Raw genomic sequence first — 19,496 nt, forward strand, 5'->3', positions numbered from 1 at the left:
ATCGTGAATCTAGAGCACGAGCACATCGGTGAACACAAGGTCGGATTTCCGGCCCAATGAATGGATATCACTCCAGATAAGTGAAACTTTACTAATATCAACAGGTCACACCGGCTAAATACACAATCTCAGCAACACATTCTGTCGTTTAGGCCACCCGCAGGGGCCCGCGACAACCTTGCGGTGGGGGAGTACCTAGCACCCGCGCGCGGCGGTGGCGGCGAGCTGGTCGAGCATCGCCTTCAGCTCGCCCTCGCGGCGCTCGTTCGGGGTGAAGGATCCGTCCTCAGCGAACTCGAAGAAGACGGAGAGCGCAACCTGGGCGCGGATGTCGGTCATGTGGAAGTTAGCCACGATCTGCCGCCACTGCTCGACTGCGCGCACGCCGTCATTGGCGCCGTAGGACACGAACCCGACCGCCTTTCCCGTCCACTCGGGACCGAGGGAGTCCACGGCGTTCTTGAACGCGCCGGGCACACCGTGGTTGTACTCCGGGGTGACAAACACGAAGGCGTCGCAGCCATCGACGGCGGTGCTCCAGCTCTGGGTGTTCTCCGAGTCGTACTTCTTCTCCGCGGTCGCGGGCAGGATCGACGTAGTGAGCAGCGGGACGTCGAATTCCTTGAGGTCGAGCAGCGCGACGTCGTGGTCGAGGTGGCCACGCGCGACAGCTTCCACCCAACGTCCAACGAGCAGACCCTTGCGGCCCTCGCGGATGGACCCGACGATGATTCCGATCTTCATGCTTACCCTTTCTGTAGGAAATGTCGTGTTTTATCAGCTGATTCGAGTAAAACACGACGGTTTTAGGGCCGCAAGCAAATTGTTAGCGTCGCCTTCCTAGCTGGCGGGAAGTGTAAAGGTTCCGCTCTCGAGCTTGAGCTGGGTGGAGCCCTTCGGGATGGCGAACGCGCCGTAGCGGCGGGTCTTCGTACCCTGCGCGGTGGCGTCGAACCACTGGCCGTAGTTGTCGGTGGGGTCCTTGCAGCGGTTCGCCGACCAGGCGTTGGTGGTGAAGCCGTCGGCGTCGAGCGTCTTCGGGATCGCGAGGATGTACTCGGGAAAGTCCTGCTTCACGGTGGTGGCCTCGACCTCCGCCCAGACCTGGAGGAGCACCTGCGAGTTGGTGTCGATGTCCGGGCCGTATTCCTCGCCCAGGGTGCCGTAGCGGCATTCCTGCCCGACGGTGATCTCGCGGACGGTCATCGTCACGTCGTCGCCCTCGTACTGTGCGACCTTGAACGGGGTGTTGATCTCCGCGGGGACCGTCGTGGCCGGGGCGGGCCGGGGGCTGGTCTCCGCGTCGGGGGCGGGCATGGGGAAACTGTTTTTGCCATCAGTGCAGGCAGTCAGGCTCAGCGCGGCGACAAAAAGGGTGGTCGCCGCAAGCACGGTCTTCTTCATGAGTAAACCTTGGGGTCGGGTGAATGTAAGGTGTGCCCCCAAGATTAATGGAAACGCATGCCCAATTCTCGCCTATTCCTTAGGAATCACTATGAGATTCGTTCCGGCCTCGGTGAGCTGCGTGGCAAGGTCGTCGGAAAGCTCGTTGGTGATGACGGTGTCCACCTGATCCATCGTGGCCACCCGGTGGGTCGACATGCGCGTGAACTTCTCAGGTGTTGCCACCACGATCACCCGCCGGGCTGCCTGGAAGTAGGCGCGCTTGAGCGTGGCCTCGTTGAGATTCGGCGACATGACGCCCACGCTCGGGTCGCAGGCGCAGACGCCGATGAACGCCAGGTCGAAGCGCATCGACAGCACGGTTTCCACCGCGGCGGGGCCCCAGACGGCGAGGTCGTCGCTGTTGATGGAGCCGCCCGGGATGACCACCTCGGTGTCCGTGTCCTTTGCCAGCGCCGCACCCGCGTAGAGCGACATGGCCAAGGCGGTGATCTTGGCTCCCGCAATATGCTTTGCGACGGCCAAAGGTGTGGTGCCCGCGTCGATGAGCACGCTCATGCCCGGCTCCACAAAGGCGGCGGCCTCGGCGGCGATGGCGCGCTTGCCGGCCGGGTCCTCTGTCTGGCGCACGGCGAGCGGGTACTTCGCCCCGCGCCGGGTGGCCGGCCGCGCCCCGCCGCGGAAGCGCTCGACCGCGCCGATCTCCTCCAGCGTGGCTAGGTCGCGGCGGATGGTGATGGCCGAGGCGCCGGTCAGCTCGCGCAGCTGCGTGATCGTTTTGGCCCCGTTGTCGACCGCGCGGATGATGGCGCGGTGGCGTTCCTGCTGCTCCATGGGGATGATCATAGCGCGCCAAGTTCGATCATGATGAATCATTTACGATGGTCGAAACCATCCCTATTCTGGTGTCTGTCCACGAAGGAGAACGTAAAACAGCACGTCAAGCGTGCGGAAGGGGAACGATCGCAATGATCATCACCATTGGTCTCATCATGAACGAAAAGCTGGCGCGCGACGTCGCGAGCTACCTGCCGGACGGGGCGGAGGCGCGCTGGGTGGGCAGCCTCGACCGCGCCTGCGAGTGTGACGGGCTCGTCGTCGACGCCGCCTACGCTTTTGATACCTATCCGAACATGCCGGTGGTGCTCCTCGGCGATACGGGCGACCGGGTCGGCTCGCTCCTGCGCGACGGTGGGGCGCTCCTCATGTCGCGGGAGATGGCCACCCCGCTGCCGGATCTGTTGGCCCAGTTCCGGGATTTCGTCGCCGAGCGTCTCGTCGCGGTGGGGTAGCGGCGCGCCCGATCGGAAGGCTCGGTGCGGTACGCGTCGACAAGCGAAAGCAAAGGAATCCGCAGCTCGCGCGACCGGAAGCTGGGGAAAATTTGCAGAAAAATACGGGTAGAGACAAAAGTCACAGTGGTCAGACAACAGTGGTGCCCGGCATGCAATACCGTCCTGTGCTGGGGAAACGATTTTGTTGGTTGATGTTGGATTATGTTGCTTTTATGATGTGATTTTTGCCAAGTGGATTTGGTTCTGCAAAAGCCCGAAAGTGCGCATAGATTGTGGGTTATGAGCCAAAGAACAATTGGAGTGACTGAGGTCGCACTGCGCGACGCGCACCAGAGCCTGTTTGCTACCCGCATGGCGATGGAGGACATGGTCGCAGCGTGCGAGGACATTGACAACGCTGGTTACTGGTCGGTGGAGTGCTGGGGCGGCGCCACCTTCGACTCGTGCATCCGATTCCTCAACGAGGATCCGTGGGAGCGCCTGCGCACCTTCCGCAAGCTGATGCCCAATTCCCGGCTGCAGATGCTGCTGCGTGGGCAGAACCTTCTGGGCTACCGCCACTACGAGGACATGGTGGTCGACAAGTTCGTCGAGAAGAGCAAGGAAAACGGCATGGACGTCTTCCGCGTTTTCGACGCGCTCAACGACCCCCGCAACCTCGAGCACGCGATGCAGGCAGTGAAGAAGGTGGACGGCCACGCGCAGGGCACCATCTGCTACACCGTCTCCCCGCTGCATGACACCGAGGGTTACATCAAGCTCGCCGGCCAGCTGCTGGACATGGGTGCGGATTCCATCGCGCTGAAGGACATGGCCGCGCTGCTCAAGCCGCAGGCCGCCTACGACATCATCCAGGGCATTAAGGAAACCTACGGCGAGGACACCCAGATCAACGTCCACTGCCACTCGACCACGGGCGTTACCATGGTCACTCTGATGAAGGCCATCGAGGCCGGCGCCGACGTCGTCGACACCGCCATCTCCTCGCTCTCGCTGGGTCCGGGTCACAACCCGACCGAGTCCTTCGTGGAGATGCTCGAGGGCATGGATTACACCACGGGCCTCGACATGGATCGCCTCATCAAGATCCGCGATCACTTCAAGAAGATCCGCCCGAAGTACAAGGAGTTCGAGTCGAAGACCTTGGTGGATACCAACATCTTCCTCTCCCAGATCCCGGGCGGCATGCTGTCGAACATGGAGTCTCAGCTCACCGCGCAGGGCGCCGGCGACCGCATCGACGAGGTCATGGCCGAGGTGCCGCGCGTGCGCAAGGACGCCGGCTACCCGCCGCTGGTCACGCCGTCCTCCCAGATCGTGGGCACCCAGGCCGTGTTCAACGTGCTCATGGGCCGCTACAAGGTCATGACCGCCGAGTTCGCCGACCTCATGCTCGGCTACTACGGCGAGTGCATCGGCGAGCGCAACCCGGAGCTCATCGCCCAGGCCGCGGCGCAGACCAAGAAGGAGCAGATCACGGTTCGCCCGGCCGACCTGCTCGAGCCCGAGTGGGACGGCCTGGTCGCCCAGGCTGGCGAGCTCGAGGGCTTCAACGGCACCGACGAGGACGTGCTCACCAACGCCCTGTTCCCGGGCGTGGCCCCCGGCTTCTTCAAGACCCGCCCGGAGGGCCCGAAGAACGTGGGCAAGGACCCGGCGCTCATCAAGAAGCGCGAGAACGAGCCGGTCCTCGAGCCGATCACCTACAAGGTCACCGTCGGTGGCCGTAGCCAGACCGTTCACGTCGAACCAGCTGAGTAAGGAGTTAGAACAATGGCTGAAGAAAAGTCCATGGCGCAACGCCTTGAGCAGCTGGCCAAGGCCCGCGAAGAGGTCATGCTCGGCGGCGGCGAGGCAAAGATCGAGAAGCAGCACGCGAAGGGCAAGAAGACCGCCCGCGAGCGCATCGAGGCCTTCGTCGACGAGGGCACCTTCCACGAGACCGGCATGTTCGCCAAGCACCGCACCACCCACTTCGGGATGGACAAGGCGGTCGCCCCCGCCGATGGCGTGGTCACCGGCTCGGCCGCCGTGTTCGGCCGCCCGCTGCACATCGCCTCCCAGGATTTCACCGTCATGGGCGGTTCCGCGGGCGAGACCCAGTCGAACAAGGTTGCGGCCATGATGCAGGCGTCGGCCACCACCGGCACCCCGTTCGTGTTCATCAACGACTCCGGCGGAGCCCGCGTCCAGGAGGGCATCGACTCCCTGTCCGGCTACGGCAAGGTCTTCTACAAGAACGTCCTGCTGTCCGGCCTAGTCCCGCAGATCTCCATCATCGCCGGCCCCTGCGCCGGAGGTGCTGCCTACTCGCCTGCGCTGACCGACTTCATCATCCAGACCCGCAAGGCCAACATGTTCATCACCGGCCCGGGCGTGATCAAGTCCGTGACCGGCGAGGACGTCACCGCCGAGGCGCTCGGTGGCCCCGACGCCCACATGACCAAGGCGGGCAACATCCACTTCGTCGCCGATGACGACGACCAGGCCATCCTCATCGCCCAGAAGCTCCTAAGCTTCCTGCCGCAGAACAACACCGAGGAGCCGCCGGTGGTCGACCCCGACCCGATCGTCGAGCCGGACGAGTTCCTGCGTGACATCGTCCCGGTGGAGGGCAAGAAGGGCTACGACGTCCGCGAGATCATCACCCGCGTCGTCGACCGCGGCGACTTCCTCGAGGTCAAGGCGGGCTTCGCCCCGAACCTCGTGGTGGGCTTCGGCCGCATCGTCGGCCGCACCGTCGGCGTGATCGCCAACCAGCCGAACGTCATGTCCGGCGTGCTGGACATCAACTCCTCCGACAAGGGCTCGGAGTTCATCCGCTTCTGCAACGCGTTCAACATCCCGCTGGTCACCTTCGTCGACGTGCCGGGCTTCATGCCGGGTGTCGCCCAGGAGCACGGCGGCATCATCCGCCACGGCGCGAAGATGCTCTACGCCTACTCCGCGGCCACCGTCCCGAAGATCACCATCGAGCTGCGCAAGTCCTACGGCGGAGCCCACCTGGCCATGTGCTCCAAGGACCTGGGCGCCGACCGCGTGTTCGCGTGGCCCACCGCCGAGATCGCCGTCATGGGCGCCGAGGGTGCCGTCAACGTGGTCTTCCGCAAGGAGATCGAGGCGGCCGAGGACAAGGAGACCAAGCGCGAGGAGCTCATCCAGCTCTACAAGGACACCTTCTCCACCCCGTTCATGGCCGCCTCCCGCGGGCTGGTCGACGACATCATCGACCCCGCGGAGACCCGCCTGCACATCGCCGATGCCTTGGAGGTCCTCGCCAACAAGCGCGAGACCCGACCCGCCAAGAAGCACGGCCTGGGACCGGTGTAAGGAGTAATCACCATGAGTGAAAACAACGAGCAACTGCTGGAGCTCATCGGGCATCTGACCAAGCGACTCGACGCCGCCGAGGCCGAGATCGCCGAGCTGCGCAAGCGCTCCGACGCCTCCATCCCGGAGGACGTGGTCATCGCCATCTCCGCGGCCGTGTCCGCCTTCCTCGGTAACAAGGGCAAGGTCAAGGCAGTCCGCTACCAGCGTCACCGCACGTGGGCAGCCCAGGGCCGCCAGAACGTTCAACACCACATCCCAAGTCAGCTGTAGGAAGGGTTAATTACTATGAAACTCAATGTGACAGTAAATGGCATCGCCTACTCTGTCGAGGTCGAGGTCGAGGAGGAGCAGCGCCAGCTGGGCACCATCGTCTTCGGCGGCGGCGCGCCGCAGACGCACTCCGAGCCCGCCACCGCGTCCGTCCAGGGTGTGTCCGCCAACGCGGTCGTCGCGCCGCTGGCAGGCTCCGTGTTCAAGATTCTCGTGGAGGAGGGCGACGAGATCGAGGCCGGCCAGGTCCTGCTGGTCCTCGAGGCCATGAAGATGGAGACCGAGATCACCGCTCCGACTGCAGGCACCGTCGGCCAGATCCGCGTGGAGGTCGGCGAGTCCGTCCAGGGTGGTCAGGCGCTCATCGTCATCGACTAGCCCGCCTGTGCCACACGCCCCGCTTCGGCGGGGCGTTTTGCTTTTGCTTGCCGACGGCCGAAGGCGGGTTCGCCGCTAGCCGGTGGGGGAGGCGAGGCGGTAGGCGGCCTCGACCACGGCCGCCCGGCGGCGGGCGGTTTCGGCGTCGTTGTTTGCGTCGGCGCGGGTGACCATCCGGGTGACCTGCGGCAGCACCGCCCAGTATCCGGCTATGCCCAGCAGCAGGATGTTGATGAGGTCGGCGCCGATTGTGCCGGTGATCCTCCCCGCCCCCTGGGCGGCCCCGATCTCGGCCGTACGGGCGGCGTAGCCGTCGGCGCGGGCCTCCTCGTCGACGACGGGCCCCGTCACGGTCAGCGCCTCCCATTGGAGGAGCCGGACGAACTGCGGGTGCTCCTGCATGTAGTCGAAGAGCTGCCCGGCGTACTCCGCGATCGCCTCCGGCCCGGCGTTGGGGACCGGGGCCGCGGCGAAGGCGGTGGTCATCTCCCGGTGGAGCACCGTGCGAAAGAGCGCATCCTTGCCGCCGAAGTAGTTGTAAATCCGTTCCTTGTTGACGCCGGCCTCGCGCGCGATGCGCTCGATCGTCGTGCCGTTTGGCCCGCGCGCGACGAACTCGTTCGTGGCGGCTACCAGGATCTTTGTCTTGGTCTTTTCGGTGTCCCAGCTCATGTTCCCTCCAATTCCAACGATACCGTTGCAATTATTGCACACTCGGACTAGCGTAGGTTCCAACGCAACCGTTGGAATTGCCGAGGGTGATTCCTGAGCTCACAGAAGGAGACACACAATGAAGATCGCAGTGATCGGAACCGGCATGGTGGGACGCACCCTGGCCGAGCGCCTGTCCGGGCTGGGCCATGAGGTGGCCGTCGGCACCCGCGACCCGCAGGCGACGATGGCCCGCACCGAGCCGGACGGCATGGGAACCCCGCCGTACGCGCAGTGACAGGCCGAGCACGAGGACGTTTCGCTGCTTTCCCTCGCGGACGCCGGTTTCTTCGCCGAGCTCGTGGTCAACGCGAGCAACGGCGCCAATACCCTGGCTGCCCTGCAGGCGGTCGGCGAGGAGAACCTTGCGGGCAAGGTCGTCATCGACGTGGCGCTCCCGCTCGACCTCTCCCAGGGGCTCCCGCCCACGCTCACCGTGGCCAACACCGACAGCCTGGGCGAGCAGGTCCAGCGCGCCTTCCCGCGGTCGAAGGTGGTCAAAACCCTCAACACGGTCTTTTGTCAGGTCATGGTGGATCCCGCCCGCGTGCCGGGCGAGCACACGCTGTTCATCGCCGGTGACGACGCCGGGGCCAAGGACGTGGCCATGGGTGTTGTCGAATCCTTCGGCTGGCCCGCCGATCGCGTCATCGACCTAGGCGGGATCACCGGTGCCCGCGGCTCCGAGATGTACATGCGGCTGTACTTCCAACTGGCAGAGCTTTTGGGTACCTTCGAGCTCAACATCGAGGTCCATCACTAACCCCGTGGGAGAGGCCGTGAACGAGCCCAATCGAGCGCTTGCCTAGGGTTCGAGATCCCGTTCGTCGGCTTCGGCCCCCAGCCAAATCCCAAATGAAGTGACGGAAGGTGCGGTCGCGGAGGCACGGGTCCACCCGCGGTGGGCCGGGGACAGGTCATCGCCTGGGGTGATGGCGACCTGAACCTGTCTGGCTAGCCCATCACCCCCACGTCCTGAACGATTTAGTTTCGGACCTAGAAAGATTTCGCCATCTGTGTCACTATTGGCTACTGAACATGAAAGTGCTTCCTAGTGGCTAGTGGGATGTGGTGAGAGGTTGTGAGATCTGCATACTTTTCCGTGAAACCGTCGACGGGGTCGTCGGCGTCCCGGCTCGTCGCCGCCTTGATCGTGGCTGCGGTCATGGTCCTGTGGGGCGGGTTCGTGCCGAGCTCGGCGCGCGCCGATGATGCGACGGCGGCCAAGGCCGAGCTGATCCTCGACCTCTCGGGATCGATGCTGGCCGACGACGTGGGCGGGACCCGCCTAGACGCGGCCAAGAAGGCCTCGACCGAGCTTATCGACGCGCTTCCGGACACCGCCAACCTCGGCATGATGGTCTACGGCGCGCGCGAGTCGAGCGACCCGGACAATCAGGCCCGCGGCTGCGAGGACATCGAGGTGTTAGCGCCGGTTGAGGCAATCGACAAGGAAGGGCTGAAGTCCAAGATCGCGGGGGTGGACGCGAAGGGCTACACGCCGATCGGCAAGTCGCTGAGGAAGGCGGCCGACGAGCTGGGCAAGGAGGGAGAGCGGTCGATCATCCTTGTCTCCGACGGCATCGATACCTGCGCTGCGCCGCCCGCCTGCGAGGTCGCCAACGAGCTCGCGGGCCAGGGCTATGACATTGCCATCCACACCGTGGGCTTCAAGGTGGACGAGGCCGCCCGCGCCGAGCTCGAGTGCATCGCCAACGCCACCGGCGGCCAGTATCTTCCCGCCGACGATGCAGGTCAGCTCTCCAACTCCATGAAGTTCTTGGCCCAGCGCTCGATCAACGACTACGAGGCCACGGGCACGAAGTTCTCCCTCGAAAAGGAGAAGACCCAGGCCAAATGGCTAGGCCAGGGGCGCTACCAGACCACCGTGGTCCCCGAGGCTAAGCCCTCCTCGCAGAAGCCGACGCCGCAGTTCTTCCGGCTTGCGATCCCGGAGAACACCAACGCCATCATCACGGCGAAGGTGTTGGGCAACAAGGCGGCCAACGGGCTTGCCGAGCAGACCGTGCACGCCCAGGTCGTCGAGGCGACCAACGAGTCGAACAACAAGTGCCAGCGGTTCGAGGCGCTCGTGGACAGCATCTCCACGGCAAGCAAGGACTCCGCCACACCCGCCTACGCCTCCATCGCACGGATCGAGCCTTACTCCACGGCAGATAGGCAAGACACCTTCGACCCGGCCTGCGACCAGACCAAGTGGGTCGTGGGTGTGGGCGTCTTCGTCGACGAAAATAGCAGCTACGCGGGCACGAACGACGGTGTGAACCTCGACCCGGTTCGGGTTGAGGTCGAGGTGCAGTTCGAGCCGTTCCTCAGCAACGACGAGGCGAACAAGCTCAAGGAGGGGGAGAAGGGGAGCCTCAACAACGGCGGCATCCCGCAGCCGGAGTTCGGTCCGAAGGCTGAGCCCATCCAGGGCGGAAACTCCTACGCTCACGCCGCGGAGGTCGAAAGCGGCGTCACGTACTCGGACGCGATGGTCCCGGGCGAGATGAAGTTCTACAAGATCCCCATCGAGTGGGGCGAGCGCCCGGTCGTGGGGTTGCGGACGAAGCCGTCGGAACGCGACTCGGTCGACGAGATCAACGGCTTCCTCACCAGCCCCCAGTACGTCCCGCTGGACAACCTCGAGCTCAACGTCTTCCACGACGCCGAGGAGGATTCTGCCGCCTCCGAGCTGACCATCGAGTACAACAACCGCTTCCTTGGCGGCACCTCAGAACCCATGGCCCAGGCGGGCAACTACTACGTCGCGGTCACCTTCGACGTCGGGAACGACGGGGCGACGCTGGGCGTCGAGCAGCCCTACGAGCTCGTCGTGCGCCGCGACGGGGAGACAAGCTCGGGGCCGAGCTGGCGCCCCACGGAGGAAAACGGGCCGGAGCCCTCGGACGAGCCGATCCTCACGCGGGTCGACGGCGCGTTGGCCTCGGGCTCGACCTCGGCCGCCCCGACGGACGCGACGGCGGCGAACACCGCTGAGGCGGAGTCGGAGGAGAGCGGCATGAACGCCGGGGCGCTGGTTGGCGCGGCCGCCGCGGTGGTCGTCGTTGTGGCGGGCGCGTTCTTCCTCCTTCGCCGGCGGCGTTAGCGCCCGTTACCGTAGGCGTCGAAAAGCAAGCACGCTTGTCGACGCCTACGGTTAGTAGCGAGGACCGTCGACGCCTGCCTGGTTGAGCATGGGCACGTTCCAGATCGACTTCGGGATGCCGAAGGCGTCCACGAGCACCTCCGCCCACGGTGCGAGCGAGTCGACGAGGTCGCGAACCGCCGCGCGCGCCATGCGGATGCGCATGCTGGACAGGACGTTGTGCTCCTCGTACCAGCCGGCGTTCTCCACGATGGTGGACAGCGCGTAGAGGTCGCGGACCTGCTCGAGCACCTGGCGGGCAGGCGAGTTCTTGGGGAGCTTGCCCTCGGCCTCGACGAGCGACTGCAGCGCCAGCGACTCCATGCGGGCCCAACCGGCCGCGATGAGGTGATCCTGGGCCTTGTCCACCTCGATGGCGGCGTCCTCCAGGTCCAGCTTGCGGGCGGCACGCATGCGCCCTGCCAGCGACTTGAGGATCGACTGCGAGCGGTCCTCGAGGAGCGAGACCTGGTAGCCGGCGTGGAAGAGCGAGTTGTCGTTGCTGCGGCGCGCGGCGTCGAGCGCCGACTGGACCGTCTTGTGCAGCCCGGAACGGCGGCGGATGAGGTCGGAGACCTCGTCGAAGCCGTAGCGAACCATGTCGATGGTGGAGAGATCGCCCATGTCGCGGGCGTAGGCGGTGAGCATCTCCTTGCCCACCATTTGGATGAGCACGGTGTTGTCGCCCTCGAAGGTGGTGAACACGTCCGAGTCGGCCTTGAAGGTGGTCAGCAGGTTCTCCGCCATGTAGCCGGCGCCGCCGCAGGCCTCGCGGCACTCCTGGATGGTGCGGGTGGCGTGCCTAGTGGAGATGGCCTTGAGCCCCGCCGCCCAGCTCTCCAGCTCGCGGGAGGCGAGGAGCTGCTCCTCGGTGGGGTTGGCCAGGTCCAGGATGCCCTCGGCGATCTGGCGCTGCTGCTCGTAGAGCCGCGCGGTCACCTCGTTTTGCAGCAGCATGAGCGCGTAGGACTTCGCCAGCGGGATGAGCAGCCGCAGGCGGTGCGAGCGGTGCTCGATGAGGCGCTTCTCCGGCGCGTCGCCGCCGGGGGAGAACTGCCTGCGCTGCGTGGCGTAGCGCACCGCGATGTCCAGGGAGGTGCGGGTCGCCGCGTTCGCCGCGCCGCCCACCGCGATGCGCCCGCGGATGAGCGTGGAGAGCATGGTGAAGAAGCGGCGGTTCTTCGACTCGATGGGGGAGGTGTAGTTGCCGGCCTCGTCGACGTCGCCGAAGCGGTTGAGCAGGTTCTCGCGCGGGATGCGCACGTTGTCGAAGGACAGGGTGCCGTTGTCCACGCCGAGCAGGCCGCCCTTACGGCCGTGATCGCCGATGGTCACGCCCGGCATCGGGTTGTGGTTCTCGTCGCGGATCGGGACGACGAGGCAGTGCACGCCGTGGGACTCCGCCACGCCCGGCGTGTAGAGCTGCGCGAACACGGCCGCGATCTGGCCGTGGCGGGCGGCGTTGCCTAGGAAGACCTTCATTGCCGACGGGGTCGGGCTGTTGATGATGAACTCCTGGGTCTCCGGGTCGTAGGTCGCCGTGGTCTGCAGCTGGGCGACGTTGGAGCCGTGGCCGATTTCGGTCATGGCGTAGACGCCCATGAGCTCGAGGTCCATCGTCGGCTTGATGTAGTGGCGGTGGCGCTCGGTGCCGAGGTTATCGATGGCACCGCCCCACAGGCCCCACTGGACACCAGCCTTGACCATCGCCGAGAGGTCGGCGTGGCCCAGGGTCTCGAGCCCGATGACCGCGCGGTCCGGCTTGCCGGAGCCGCCGTTCGCGCGGGAGAAGGAGTCGTAGGAGTAGCCCGCGTCGCGGAAGCGCTCGAGCACGGGCAGGAGCGCGTCGCGCATGTCGTCGATGGTGCCGTCGAGCTTGGGCAGGAAGAAGGAATCGTCGAGCATCTCGCGGATGTCCTCGCGCAGCTCGCCGAACTGCCCGTCCAGGATCTTGCGGAGGTCCTCGGCGGCCTGCGCGTCCGGGGTGGTGGGAAGAGGGCTCGGGATGTGGATGTCCTTGGAGGGGGCCGGAGCCTTGGGTTGTGCCTGGGCCTTGGAGGTTGCCCGGGACCTGATGGTGCTAGTCATGGTGTTCTCCTTAGAGTTTCGGGGTAGGGGTATGAAGTTCTAGGCCTCGAGGATGGCGGTGATGCCCTGGCCGCCCGCGGCGCAGATGGAGATGAGGGTGCGGCCGCCGCCGTTTTCGGCAAGTGTCTTCGCAGCGGTGGCAAGGATGCGCGCGCCGGTGGCGGCGAACGGGTGCCCGGCGGCCAGCGAGGAGCCCTTCACGTTGAGCTTGGCCGTGTCGATGGGGCCGAGCGCGGCGTCGAGGCCGAGGCGGGTGCGGCAGTACTCGTCGGACTCCCACGCGCTGGTGGTGGCCAGGACCTGGGAGGCGAAGGCCTCGTGGATCTCGTAGAAGTCGAAGTCCTGGAGGGTGAGCCCGTTGCGGGCCAGGAGGCGGGGGACCGCGTAGGTCGGGGCCATGAGCAGCCCGTCGGGGCCGTGGATGTAGTCCACCGCGGCGGTCTCGGAGTCGACGAGGTAGGCCAGCGGCGTAAGCCCGTGGGCCGCGGCGAACTCCTCGGTGCCGAGCAGCGCCACGGAGGCGCCGTCGGTCAGCGGGGTGGAGTTGCCGGCGGTCATCGTGGCCTGCGCGCCGTGGTCGATGGCGTCCTGCTTGCCGAAGACCGGCTTCAGCTTACCCAGGGATTCCATCGTCGCGTCGGCGCGGAGGTTGGTGTCCCTGGTGACGCCGAGGAAGGGGGTGATGAGGTCGGTGAAGAACCCGGCCTCGTAGGCGGCGGCGAGGTTGCGGTGGGAGGCGAGCGCGAGCTCGTCCTGCGCCTCGCGGGTGATGCCGAACTCGCGCGCGGTGATGGCGGCGTGCTCGCCCATGGATAGCCCCGTCCGCGGCTCCGAGTTGGCGGGCTGCTCGGGGGCGAGCTGGCCGGGGCGGATGCTGCCCACGAGCTTCAGGCGCGCGGTGGCGCTGCGGGCGTTGGAGAGCTTGATGAGCGTGCGGCGCAGCTGGTCGCCGACGGCGAGCGGGGCGTCGGAGATGGTGTCGGTGCCGCCCGCGAGGGCGGAGTCGTAGCGGCCAGCGGCGATGCCGTCGGCCACGAGGACGGTGGCGGCCAGCCCCGTGCCGCAGGCCTGCTGGACGTCGATCGCCGGGGTGGTGGGGGCCAGCGCGGAGCCGAGCACGGACTCGCGGGTGAGGTTGAAGTCACGGGAGTGCTTGATCACGGCACCCGCGGCGACCATGCCGAGCTCGAGGTCCTGGAGGCCGTAGCGGGCGACGAGCCCGTCGATGGCGGAGGTGAGCAGGTCCTGGTTGGACGCGTTGGCGTACTCGCGGTTGGAGCGCGCGAAGGGGGTGCGGTTGCCGCCGAGGATGGCGACTCTACGAGACGTGGTGTTCATGGGAAACTCCTTTTGCCTACAAAAAGACTATGGCGCAGATCACGTTTTCTTGATAGTGTAGTCTACATCACGATCGGTCATCATGTACATACTCTTTTTCCGCGGCGCGAGCGGGGCGCGGTGTGATAATGCACGCCGAGCCGAAACCCGCACCAGGGCCGCGGCAAGGAATCAAGAAAGGACCAGCCACCATGGCAAAGGCAGGAATGCTGGAGAACCTCATCAACTCCCCCGTCGCTGGCAAGCTCGGCGTGCCCCAGGGCGAGGAGCTGCGCCGCTACGCCCCGGGCCAGCCCGCCCTCGACGGCCCCGCGGTGATCTGCGGCTCCGGCCGCTACGCGGCGGACCTTGAGGGCCTGCTCGCCCAGGACTACGAGTTCATCTCGGCCAACGCTGACACCCCGCGCGCCGCCATCGTCCTCGACGCCACCGGCATCGGCAGGCCCGAGGACCTCCACGAGCTCTTCGACGCGCTTAACCCCCAGATGCGCAAGCTGCGCCCGTGCGCCCGCGTGGTGGTCCTAGGTATCACCCCTGAGCTGCTCACCGGGCCCGAGAACACGGACGCGCGGATCTGCCAGCGCGCCCTCGAGGGGTTCACGCGCTCGCTGGCCAAGGAGCTGCGCCGCGGCGCCACCGCCCAGCTGGTCTACCTCGCGCCGGGCACTGAGCTTTCCCAGGCCGAGTCGACGCTGCGCTTCCTCCTGTCCGGCAAGTCCGCCTTCGTCGACGGTCAGGTCATCCGGGTCGGCGGGGCAGCGGCCCCCGCCCCCGAGAGCTGGGACAAGCCGCTGGTGGGCAGGCTCGCCGTGGTCACCGGGTCCGCGCGCGGCATCGGAAAGACCATGGCGGAGGTGCTCGCTCGCGACGGCGCGAGCGTGATCTGCGTCGACGTGCCCGCCGCCGGCGAGGCGCTCACCCAGACGGCCAACTCCGTGAAGGGAACCGCCCTCACCCTCGACGTCACCGACCCCCGGGCCGCCACCGTCATCGCCGAGCACGCGAAGGCACGCTACGGGCGCAAGATCGACGTCCTCGTCCACAACGCCGGTGTCACCCGCGACAAGCTGCTGGTCAACATGGACGAAAAGATGTGGGCGATGGTCCAAAACATCAACCTCGTCGCCCCCGTGCGCATCACCGAGGGGCTGATCGAGTCCGGCCAGCTGGCGGAGAACCCCGCGATCATCGGCGTATCCTCCATCGCCGGCATCGCGGGCAACCGCGGCCAGACCAACTACGCCACCACCAAGGCGGGCATGATCGGGCTGGTGGACTCGCTGAAGGACGCCTTCGCCGAGCGCGGCGGCACCATCAATGCCGTGGCCCCCGGCTTCATCGAGACCGCCATGACCGCGGCCATGCCCACCCTACCTAGGGAGGTCGGCCGGAAGTCCTGCTCGCTGAAGCAGGGCGGGCAGACCATCGATGTCGCCGAGACGGTCGCCTACCTCGCCGCGCCCTCGTCCCGCGCCGTTACCGGCAACGTCATCCGCGTCTGCGGCCAGTCGATCATGGGGGCCTAGTCATGGAGTACACCACCCTTCCCGCGATCCCGGCCCTGTCCAAGGAGTACCGCACGGTCGCCCTCGACCGGGTCCCCGGCCTCGGCACGAAGCGATCGGGGAAGACCGACCACGAACGCGGTTTCGCCGTCGAGGGCGTGCGGGTCGACCCCGACCACCTGGCCGCCTACAACCGCGCCGTCGGCTTCCGCACGACCAACGAGCTGCCCCTGACCTACCCGTTCGTCCTCGGCTTCCCCCTGGTCATCCACACCATGGCGGCGCCCGGGTTCCCCTTCGCCGCGATGGGAGCGGTGCACGTCTCCAACGAGATCGAGCAGCGCCGCGGAGTCGGCATCGACGAGGAGTTCACCCTCCGCGCCCACGCCACCAACCTCCGCGCGCACCGCAAGGGCCTGCTCGTCGACATGATCACCGAGCTCCTCGTCGACGGCGAGGCCGTGTGGACGCAGACCTCCACCTTCCTCGGCCTCGGCGCCCGGCTCTCCTCGGACGCCGACCTGGCCGTGAAGGACCGCGGCGAGCAGCGCGGCACCCGCCTCGAGGCGCCCGAGCTGCCGAAGAGTCAGGCGCACACCGCACAGTGGGAGGTGACCCGGGGCGACGTCGACGCCTACGCCACGGCCAGCGGCGACAAGAACCCCGTGCACACCAGCGTGATCGGGGCGAAGGCCTTCGGCTTCCCCGGCGTCATCGCCCACGGCATGTTCACCGCCGCGAAGATGCTCACCCTCCTCGAGGGCCGCGTATCCGGGCACGTGCGCCACACCGTGGACTTCGCCCGCCCCGTGGTGGTTCCCGCGCGGATCAGCTGCTGGGCAACCCGCACGCCGGACGGCTCCTGGCAGCTGCAGGTGCGCAAGGCGAAAAGCCCCGAAAAGCTGCACGCGCACGCGCTGCTCGAACAGCTGTAGCGTCACCGTAGGCGTCGGCAAGCACGCTGCTTTACGACGCCTACGGCGGGCTGAACGGCGGGTTTCACTTTCGCCAACGAAACCTCGTGCTTAAAAGGGGAAATGAGTCGCAACTGGTTGCGTTCACCGGGCGCGCTGCCTATGGTTAGAGCCATCATAAGCATGATAGAGGCGCGGCCAACATCAGTAGCTTTCCGTTATATATGGTGCGCTAGGGAGCACGGGGAAGCGAAAGGGGAGGCCGCCGAGGAGGCGCCGGGGCGACCTAGGCTGCGGGCTTCCGGGCCAGTGGACAACATCTGCTGGACTGTCGCTGTGAAGCGGAGAGCTGTCATGACACGTGCGGAAATCGTGTGGAGTCATGAATCTCATGGCTCCTTATTTTTTGGGGCTACCGGCTTCAGGCTTATGGGATCTATTGTCCATGCAGCACCCACATGCATCACCGAAATAGAAGAAGGAAGTCCTCATGAAGAAGTTTCTGACCAGCGTCCTGGCCGTCGGCATGGCGGTGAGCCTCGCGGCCTGCAGCGCCACCGACAGCTCCTCCAGCTCGAGCAACGCGGGCGCGACCGGCTCCGGCGTGGAGGACGGCGTGCTCACCGTCGCCATGGAGGCCGCCTACGCCCCGTACAACTGGGCCCAGCCGACCGATGCCAACGGCGCGGTGAAGATGAAGGACTCGGAGCTCTACGCCAACGGCTACGACGTCATGACCGCCAAGAAGATCGCCGAGGCCAACAACTGGAAGCTCGAGATCAAGCAGCTGGACTGGGATTCCCTCATCCCTGCCGTCCAGTCGGGCACCGTCGACGCCGTCATCGCCGGCCAGTCCATGACCGCCGAGCGCGAGCAGGAGGTCGACTTCGCGGGCCCGTACCTGTACGCCGACATCGTCGTGCTCACCAAGAAGGACAGCAAGTACGCCAGCGCCAAGGGGCTATCCGACCTCTCCGGCGGCAAGGTGACCAGCCAGACCGGCACCATCTGGTACGACACCCTCATCCCGCAGATCCCGAACGCCAACCGTCAGTCCGCCGCCGAGAGCGCGCCGGCCATGCTCATGGCGCTCGAGACGGGCCAGGTCGACTACGTGGTCACCGACATGCCCACCGCCGAGGGCGCCATCGTCGCCTACCCGGACATGCAGATCGTCGACCTCTCTGGCGGCGACAACTTCCAGGTCTCCGACGAGGACGTCAACATCGGCGTGTCCGTGCGCAAGGGCAACACCGAGCTCAAGGACAAGATCGACGCCTACCTCAAGACGCAGACGAAGGACGACTTCAACGCGCAAATGGCCGAGGCCGTGAAGATCCAGCCGCTCGAGCACAACTAGTGCGGCCTGGCACGAGCTGGAACGCGAAAGAAGTGAGCTAATTACATGCTGGCACAACTCTGGCAAGACATCCTCACCCTGTTGGAGGACTACGGCCCCACCTACGGCAAGGGCATCCTCAGCACGCTGGTGCTGGCGATCGTGGCCACGTTCTTCGGCTGCGTGATCGGGTTCGTCTGCGGCATGCTGCAGACGATCCCGCACGAGAAGACCGACCCGGTGTGGAAGCGCGTCATCCTGTGGATCGTGCGCGCGATCATCCGCGTCTACGTCGAGCTCTTCCGCGGCACGCCGATGATCCTGCAGGCCGTGTTCATCTTCTACGGCCTGCCGTACTTCTCCAACAACGCGTTCCAGTTCACCAACCTCTGGGCCGTGTCCATCGCCGTGGTGTCCATCAACACCGGCGCCTACATCGCGGAGTCGGTCCGCGGCGGCATCTTCTCCGTCGACCCGGGCCAGATGGAGGGCGCCCGCGCGATCGGCATGACGCACGTCCAGGCGATGCGCCAGGTCGTGCTGCCGCAGGCGCTGCGCAACATCCTCCCGCAGATCGGCAACAACTTCATCATCAACATCAAGGACTCTTCGGTGATGTTCATCATCGGCTTCTCCGAGTTCTTCTCCGTCCACCGCATGGTCTCCGGCGCCGTGTTCAAGTACTTCCCGTCGGCGACGATCGAGATGCTGGGCTACCTGACGCTCACGCTGGTCTCCTCCATCCTCCTGCGCTGGTTCGAGCGCCGCCTGGACGGCAAGGACGCCTACGAGCTGCATAACGCGCCGGGCGCGAAGAGCGAGTACGAGCTGATGAACGACGACAAGCTGGTCATGGCCGCGGGCAACTACACGTTCCCCGACAAGGCCGAGCGAAAGGGCAAGTGATGAGCACCCCGATCATTGAGGTCAAGGACCTGCGCAAGAGCTTCGGCAAGAACGAGGTCTTAAAGGGCGTGGACTTCGAGGTCCACCCCGGCGACGTGACCTGCATTCTGGGGGCGTCCGGCTCCGGCAAGTCCACGCTGCTTCGCTGCATCAACATGCTGGAGACCGCCACCGGCGGCGAGATCCTCTTCCACGGGGAGAACATCCGCGCCCGCTCGGTCGACCCCAACAAGTACCGCTCCAAGGTGGGCATGGTGTTCCAGAGCTTCAACCTCTTCAACAACATGTCGATCCTGAAGAACTGCATGGTGGGCCAGCAGACGGTGCTCGGCCGCTCCAAGGAGGAGGCGGAGGAGAAGGCGCGCTACTACCTGGAGAAGGTAGGCATGCTGCCGTACATCAACGCCAAGCCACGGCAGATCTCCGGCGGCCAGAAGCAGCGCGTGGCCATCTCCCGCGCGCTCGCCATGGACCCCGAGGTGCTGCTCTTCGACGAGCCGACCTCCGCGCTCGACCCCGAGATGGTCGGCGAGGTCATCGCCGTCATGAAGGGGCTCGCCGAGGAGGGCATGACCATGCTCGTGGTCACCCACGAGATGGGCTTTGCCCGCACCGTCGCGAAGAACGTCGTGTTCATGTCCGACGGCAAGATCGAGGAGCAGGGAACCCCGCAGGAGTTCTTCGAGCACCCCACCCGCGAACGCACCCGCGAGTTCCTCGCCCGCTACCTCTAGCCTTCGCTTTCCGACGCCTATCGGCACCCAACCCCAGCCCCTTGAGCTGGGGTTTTATCTTTTATTAGCTCCTTAGGGTGTGGGGGGTGGCATTCACAGGTTGGGGTGGCATGATGGTTGGAGTCTTCAA

Annotated in this window: 19 protein-coding genes and 1 riboswitch; of the genes, 13 read left to right on the top strand and 6 right to left on the bottom strand. The window is 65.9% G+C overall.

The window, feature by feature from the left end:
- Positions 1 to 195: 195 nt before the first annotated feature.
- From B843_RS03805 to B843_RS03815, 3 genes are all read right to left on the bottom strand, one after another.
- Positions 196 to 744: an NADPH-dependent FMN reductase gene (locus B843_RS03805; RefSeq protein ID WP_025252196.1), complete on the bottom strand. Its 549-nt coding sequence runs from the start codon at positions 742 to 744 to the stop codon at positions 196 to 198.
- A gap of 96 nt (positions 745 to 840) precedes the next feature.
- A complete protein-coding gene (locus tag B843_RS03810; RefSeq protein ID WP_025252197.1) occupies positions 841 to 1,404 on the bottom strand; it encodes a hypothetical protein in 564 nt (187 codons plus the stop codon).
- A 72-nt stretch (positions 1,405 to 1,476) separates the two neighbouring features.
- Complete coding sequence (locus B843_RS03815) at positions 1,477 to 2,238, bottom strand: DeoR/GlpR family DNA-binding transcription regulator (RefSeq protein ID WP_025252198.1); 762 nt, start codon at positions 2,236 to 2,238, stop codon at positions 1,477 to 1,479.
- A gap of 134 nt (positions 2,239 to 2,372) precedes the next feature.
- Between B843_RS03815 and B843_RS03820 the strand changes: the two genes are divergently transcribed.
- The 5 genes from B843_RS03820 (at position 2,373) to B843_RS03840 (ending at position 6,680) form a co-directional block, all read left to right on the top strand.
- Positions 2,373 to 2,696: a hypothetical protein gene (locus B843_RS03820; RefSeq protein ID WP_025252199.1), complete on the top strand. Its 324-nt coding sequence runs from the start codon at positions 2,373 to 2,375 to the stop codon at positions 2,694 to 2,696.
- Positions 2,697 to 2,978: 282 nt separating this feature from the next.
- A complete protein-coding gene (locus B843_RS03825) occupies positions 2,979 to 4,460 on the top strand; it encodes a methylmalonyl-CoA carboxytransferase subunit 5S (protein WP_025252200.1) in 1,482 nt (493 codons plus the stop codon).
- 12 nt (positions 4,461 to 4,472) lie between these two features.
- Positions 4,473 to 6,029, top strand: coding sequence for an acyl-CoA carboxylase subunit beta (locus tag B843_RS03830; protein ID WP_025252201.1), 1,557 nt, complete (start codon positions 4,473 to 4,475; stop codon positions 6,027 to 6,029).
- A gap of 12 nt (positions 6,030 to 6,041) precedes the next feature.
- A complete protein-coding gene (locus B843_RS03835) occupies positions 6,042 to 6,302 on the top strand; it encodes a hypothetical protein (protein ID WP_025252202.1) in 261 nt (86 codons plus the stop codon).
- Positions 6,303 to 6,317: 15 nt separating this feature from the next.
- Positions 6,318 to 6,680, top strand: a complete 363-nt coding sequence (locus B843_RS03840) for a biotin/lipoyl-containing protein (protein ID WP_025252203.1) — start codon at positions 6,318 to 6,320, stop codon at positions 6,678 to 6,680.
- Between the two features lie 75 nt (positions 6,681 to 6,755).
- On the opposite strand, the gene B843_RS03845 is transcribed toward B843_RS03840, so the two are convergent.
- Positions 6,756 to 7,352, bottom strand: coding sequence for a TetR family transcriptional regulator (locus B843_RS03845; protein ID WP_025252204.1), 597 nt, complete (start codon positions 7,350 to 7,352; stop codon positions 6,756 to 6,758).
- 118 nt (positions 7,353 to 7,470) lie between these two features.
- On the opposite strand from B843_RS03845, the gene B843_RS14100 reads away from it, so the two are divergent.
- From B843_RS14100 to B843_RS03855, 3 genes are all read left to right on the top strand, one after another.
- Positions 7,471 to 7,629, top strand: a complete 159-nt coding sequence (locus B843_RS14100; protein ID WP_244877350.1) for an NAD(P)-binding domain-containing protein — start codon at positions 7,471 to 7,473, stop codon at positions 7,627 to 7,629.
- A 63-nt stretch (positions 7,630 to 7,692) separates the two neighbouring features.
- The gene (locus B843_RS03850) at positions 7,693 to 8,154 is read left to right on the top strand and encodes an NADPH-dependent F420 reductase (RefSeq protein WP_244877351.1); all 462 of its coding nucleotides are present in this window, start codon (positions 7,693 to 7,695) and stop codon (positions 8,152 to 8,154) included.
- 339 nt (positions 8,155 to 8,493) lie between these two features.
- On the top strand, positions 8,494 to 10,503 hold the full coding sequence (locus tag B843_RS03855; RefSeq protein ID WP_155895097.1) for a vWA domain-containing protein: 2,010 nt from the start codon (positions 8,494 to 8,496) through the stop codon (positions 10,501 to 10,503).
- A 51-nt stretch (positions 10,504 to 10,554) separates the two neighbouring features.
- Here B843_RS03855 and B843_RS03860 read toward each other — a convergent pair whose 3' ends face one another.
- Both B843_RS03860 and B843_RS03865 read right to left on the bottom strand, forming a co-directional pair.
- Positions 10,555 to 12,630 carry an acyl-CoA dehydrogenase family protein gene (locus B843_RS03860; protein WP_025252206.1) on the bottom strand — a complete coding sequence of 692 codons (2,076 nt, stop codon included), beginning with the start codon at positions 12,628 to 12,630 and terminating at the stop codon, positions 10,555 to 10,557.
- Positions 12,631 to 12,669: 39 nt separating this feature from the next.
- Entirely contained in the window at positions 12,670 to 13,968 is a 1,299-nt protein-coding gene (locus B843_RS03865) for an acetyl-CoA C-acetyltransferase (RefSeq protein WP_025252207.1), read from the bottom strand.
- Positions 13,969 to 14,159: 191 nt separating this feature from the next.
- Between B843_RS03865 and B843_RS03870 the strand changes: the two genes are divergently transcribed.
- The 5 genes from B843_RS03870 to B843_RS03890 all read left to right on the top strand — a co-directional run bounded on the left by B843_RS03870 (position 14,160) and on the right by B843_RS03890 (position 19,366).
- On the top strand, positions 14,160 to 15,494 hold the full coding sequence (locus B843_RS03870; protein WP_025252208.1) for a 3-oxoacyl-ACP reductase: 1,335 nt from the start codon (positions 14,160 to 14,162) through the stop codon (positions 15,492 to 15,494).
- Between the two features lie 2 nt (positions 15,495 to 15,496).
- Complete coding sequence (locus tag B843_RS03875; RefSeq protein WP_025252209.1) at positions 15,497 to 16,408, top strand: MaoC family dehydratase; 912 nt, start codon at positions 15,497 to 15,499, stop codon at positions 16,406 to 16,408.
- 158 nt (positions 16,409 to 16,566) lie between these two features.
- Positions 16,567 to 16,747: riboswitch (Lysine riboswitch) on the top strand.
- A gap of 130 nt (positions 16,748 to 16,877) precedes the next feature.
- The gene (locus B843_RS03880; RefSeq protein WP_025252210.1) at positions 16,878 to 17,747 is read left to right on the top strand and encodes a transporter substrate-binding domain-containing protein; all 870 of its coding nucleotides are present in this window, start codon (positions 16,878 to 16,880) and stop codon (positions 17,745 to 17,747) included.
- A 45-nt stretch (positions 17,748 to 17,792) separates the two neighbouring features.
- Positions 17,793 to 18,632, top strand: coding sequence for an amino acid ABC transporter permease (locus B843_RS03885; protein WP_025252211.1), 840 nt, complete (start codon positions 17,793 to 17,795; stop codon positions 18,630 to 18,632).
- Complete coding sequence (locus B843_RS03890; protein ID WP_038595231.1) at positions 18,632 to 19,366, top strand: amino acid ABC transporter ATP-binding protein; 735 nt, start codon at positions 18,632 to 18,634, stop codon at positions 19,364 to 19,366. The genes B843_RS03885 and B843_RS03890 overlap by 1 nt, the downstream gene beginning before the upstream one ends.
- The last annotated feature ends 130 nt before the right edge of the window (positions 19,367 to 19,496 follow it).

This window comes from Corynebacterium vitaeruminis DSM 20294, from assembly GCF_000550805.1.
In the GTDB taxonomy this organism is placed as follows: domain Bacteria; phylum Actinomycetota; class Actinomycetes; order Mycobacteriales; family Mycobacteriaceae; genus Corynebacterium; species Corynebacterium vitaeruminis.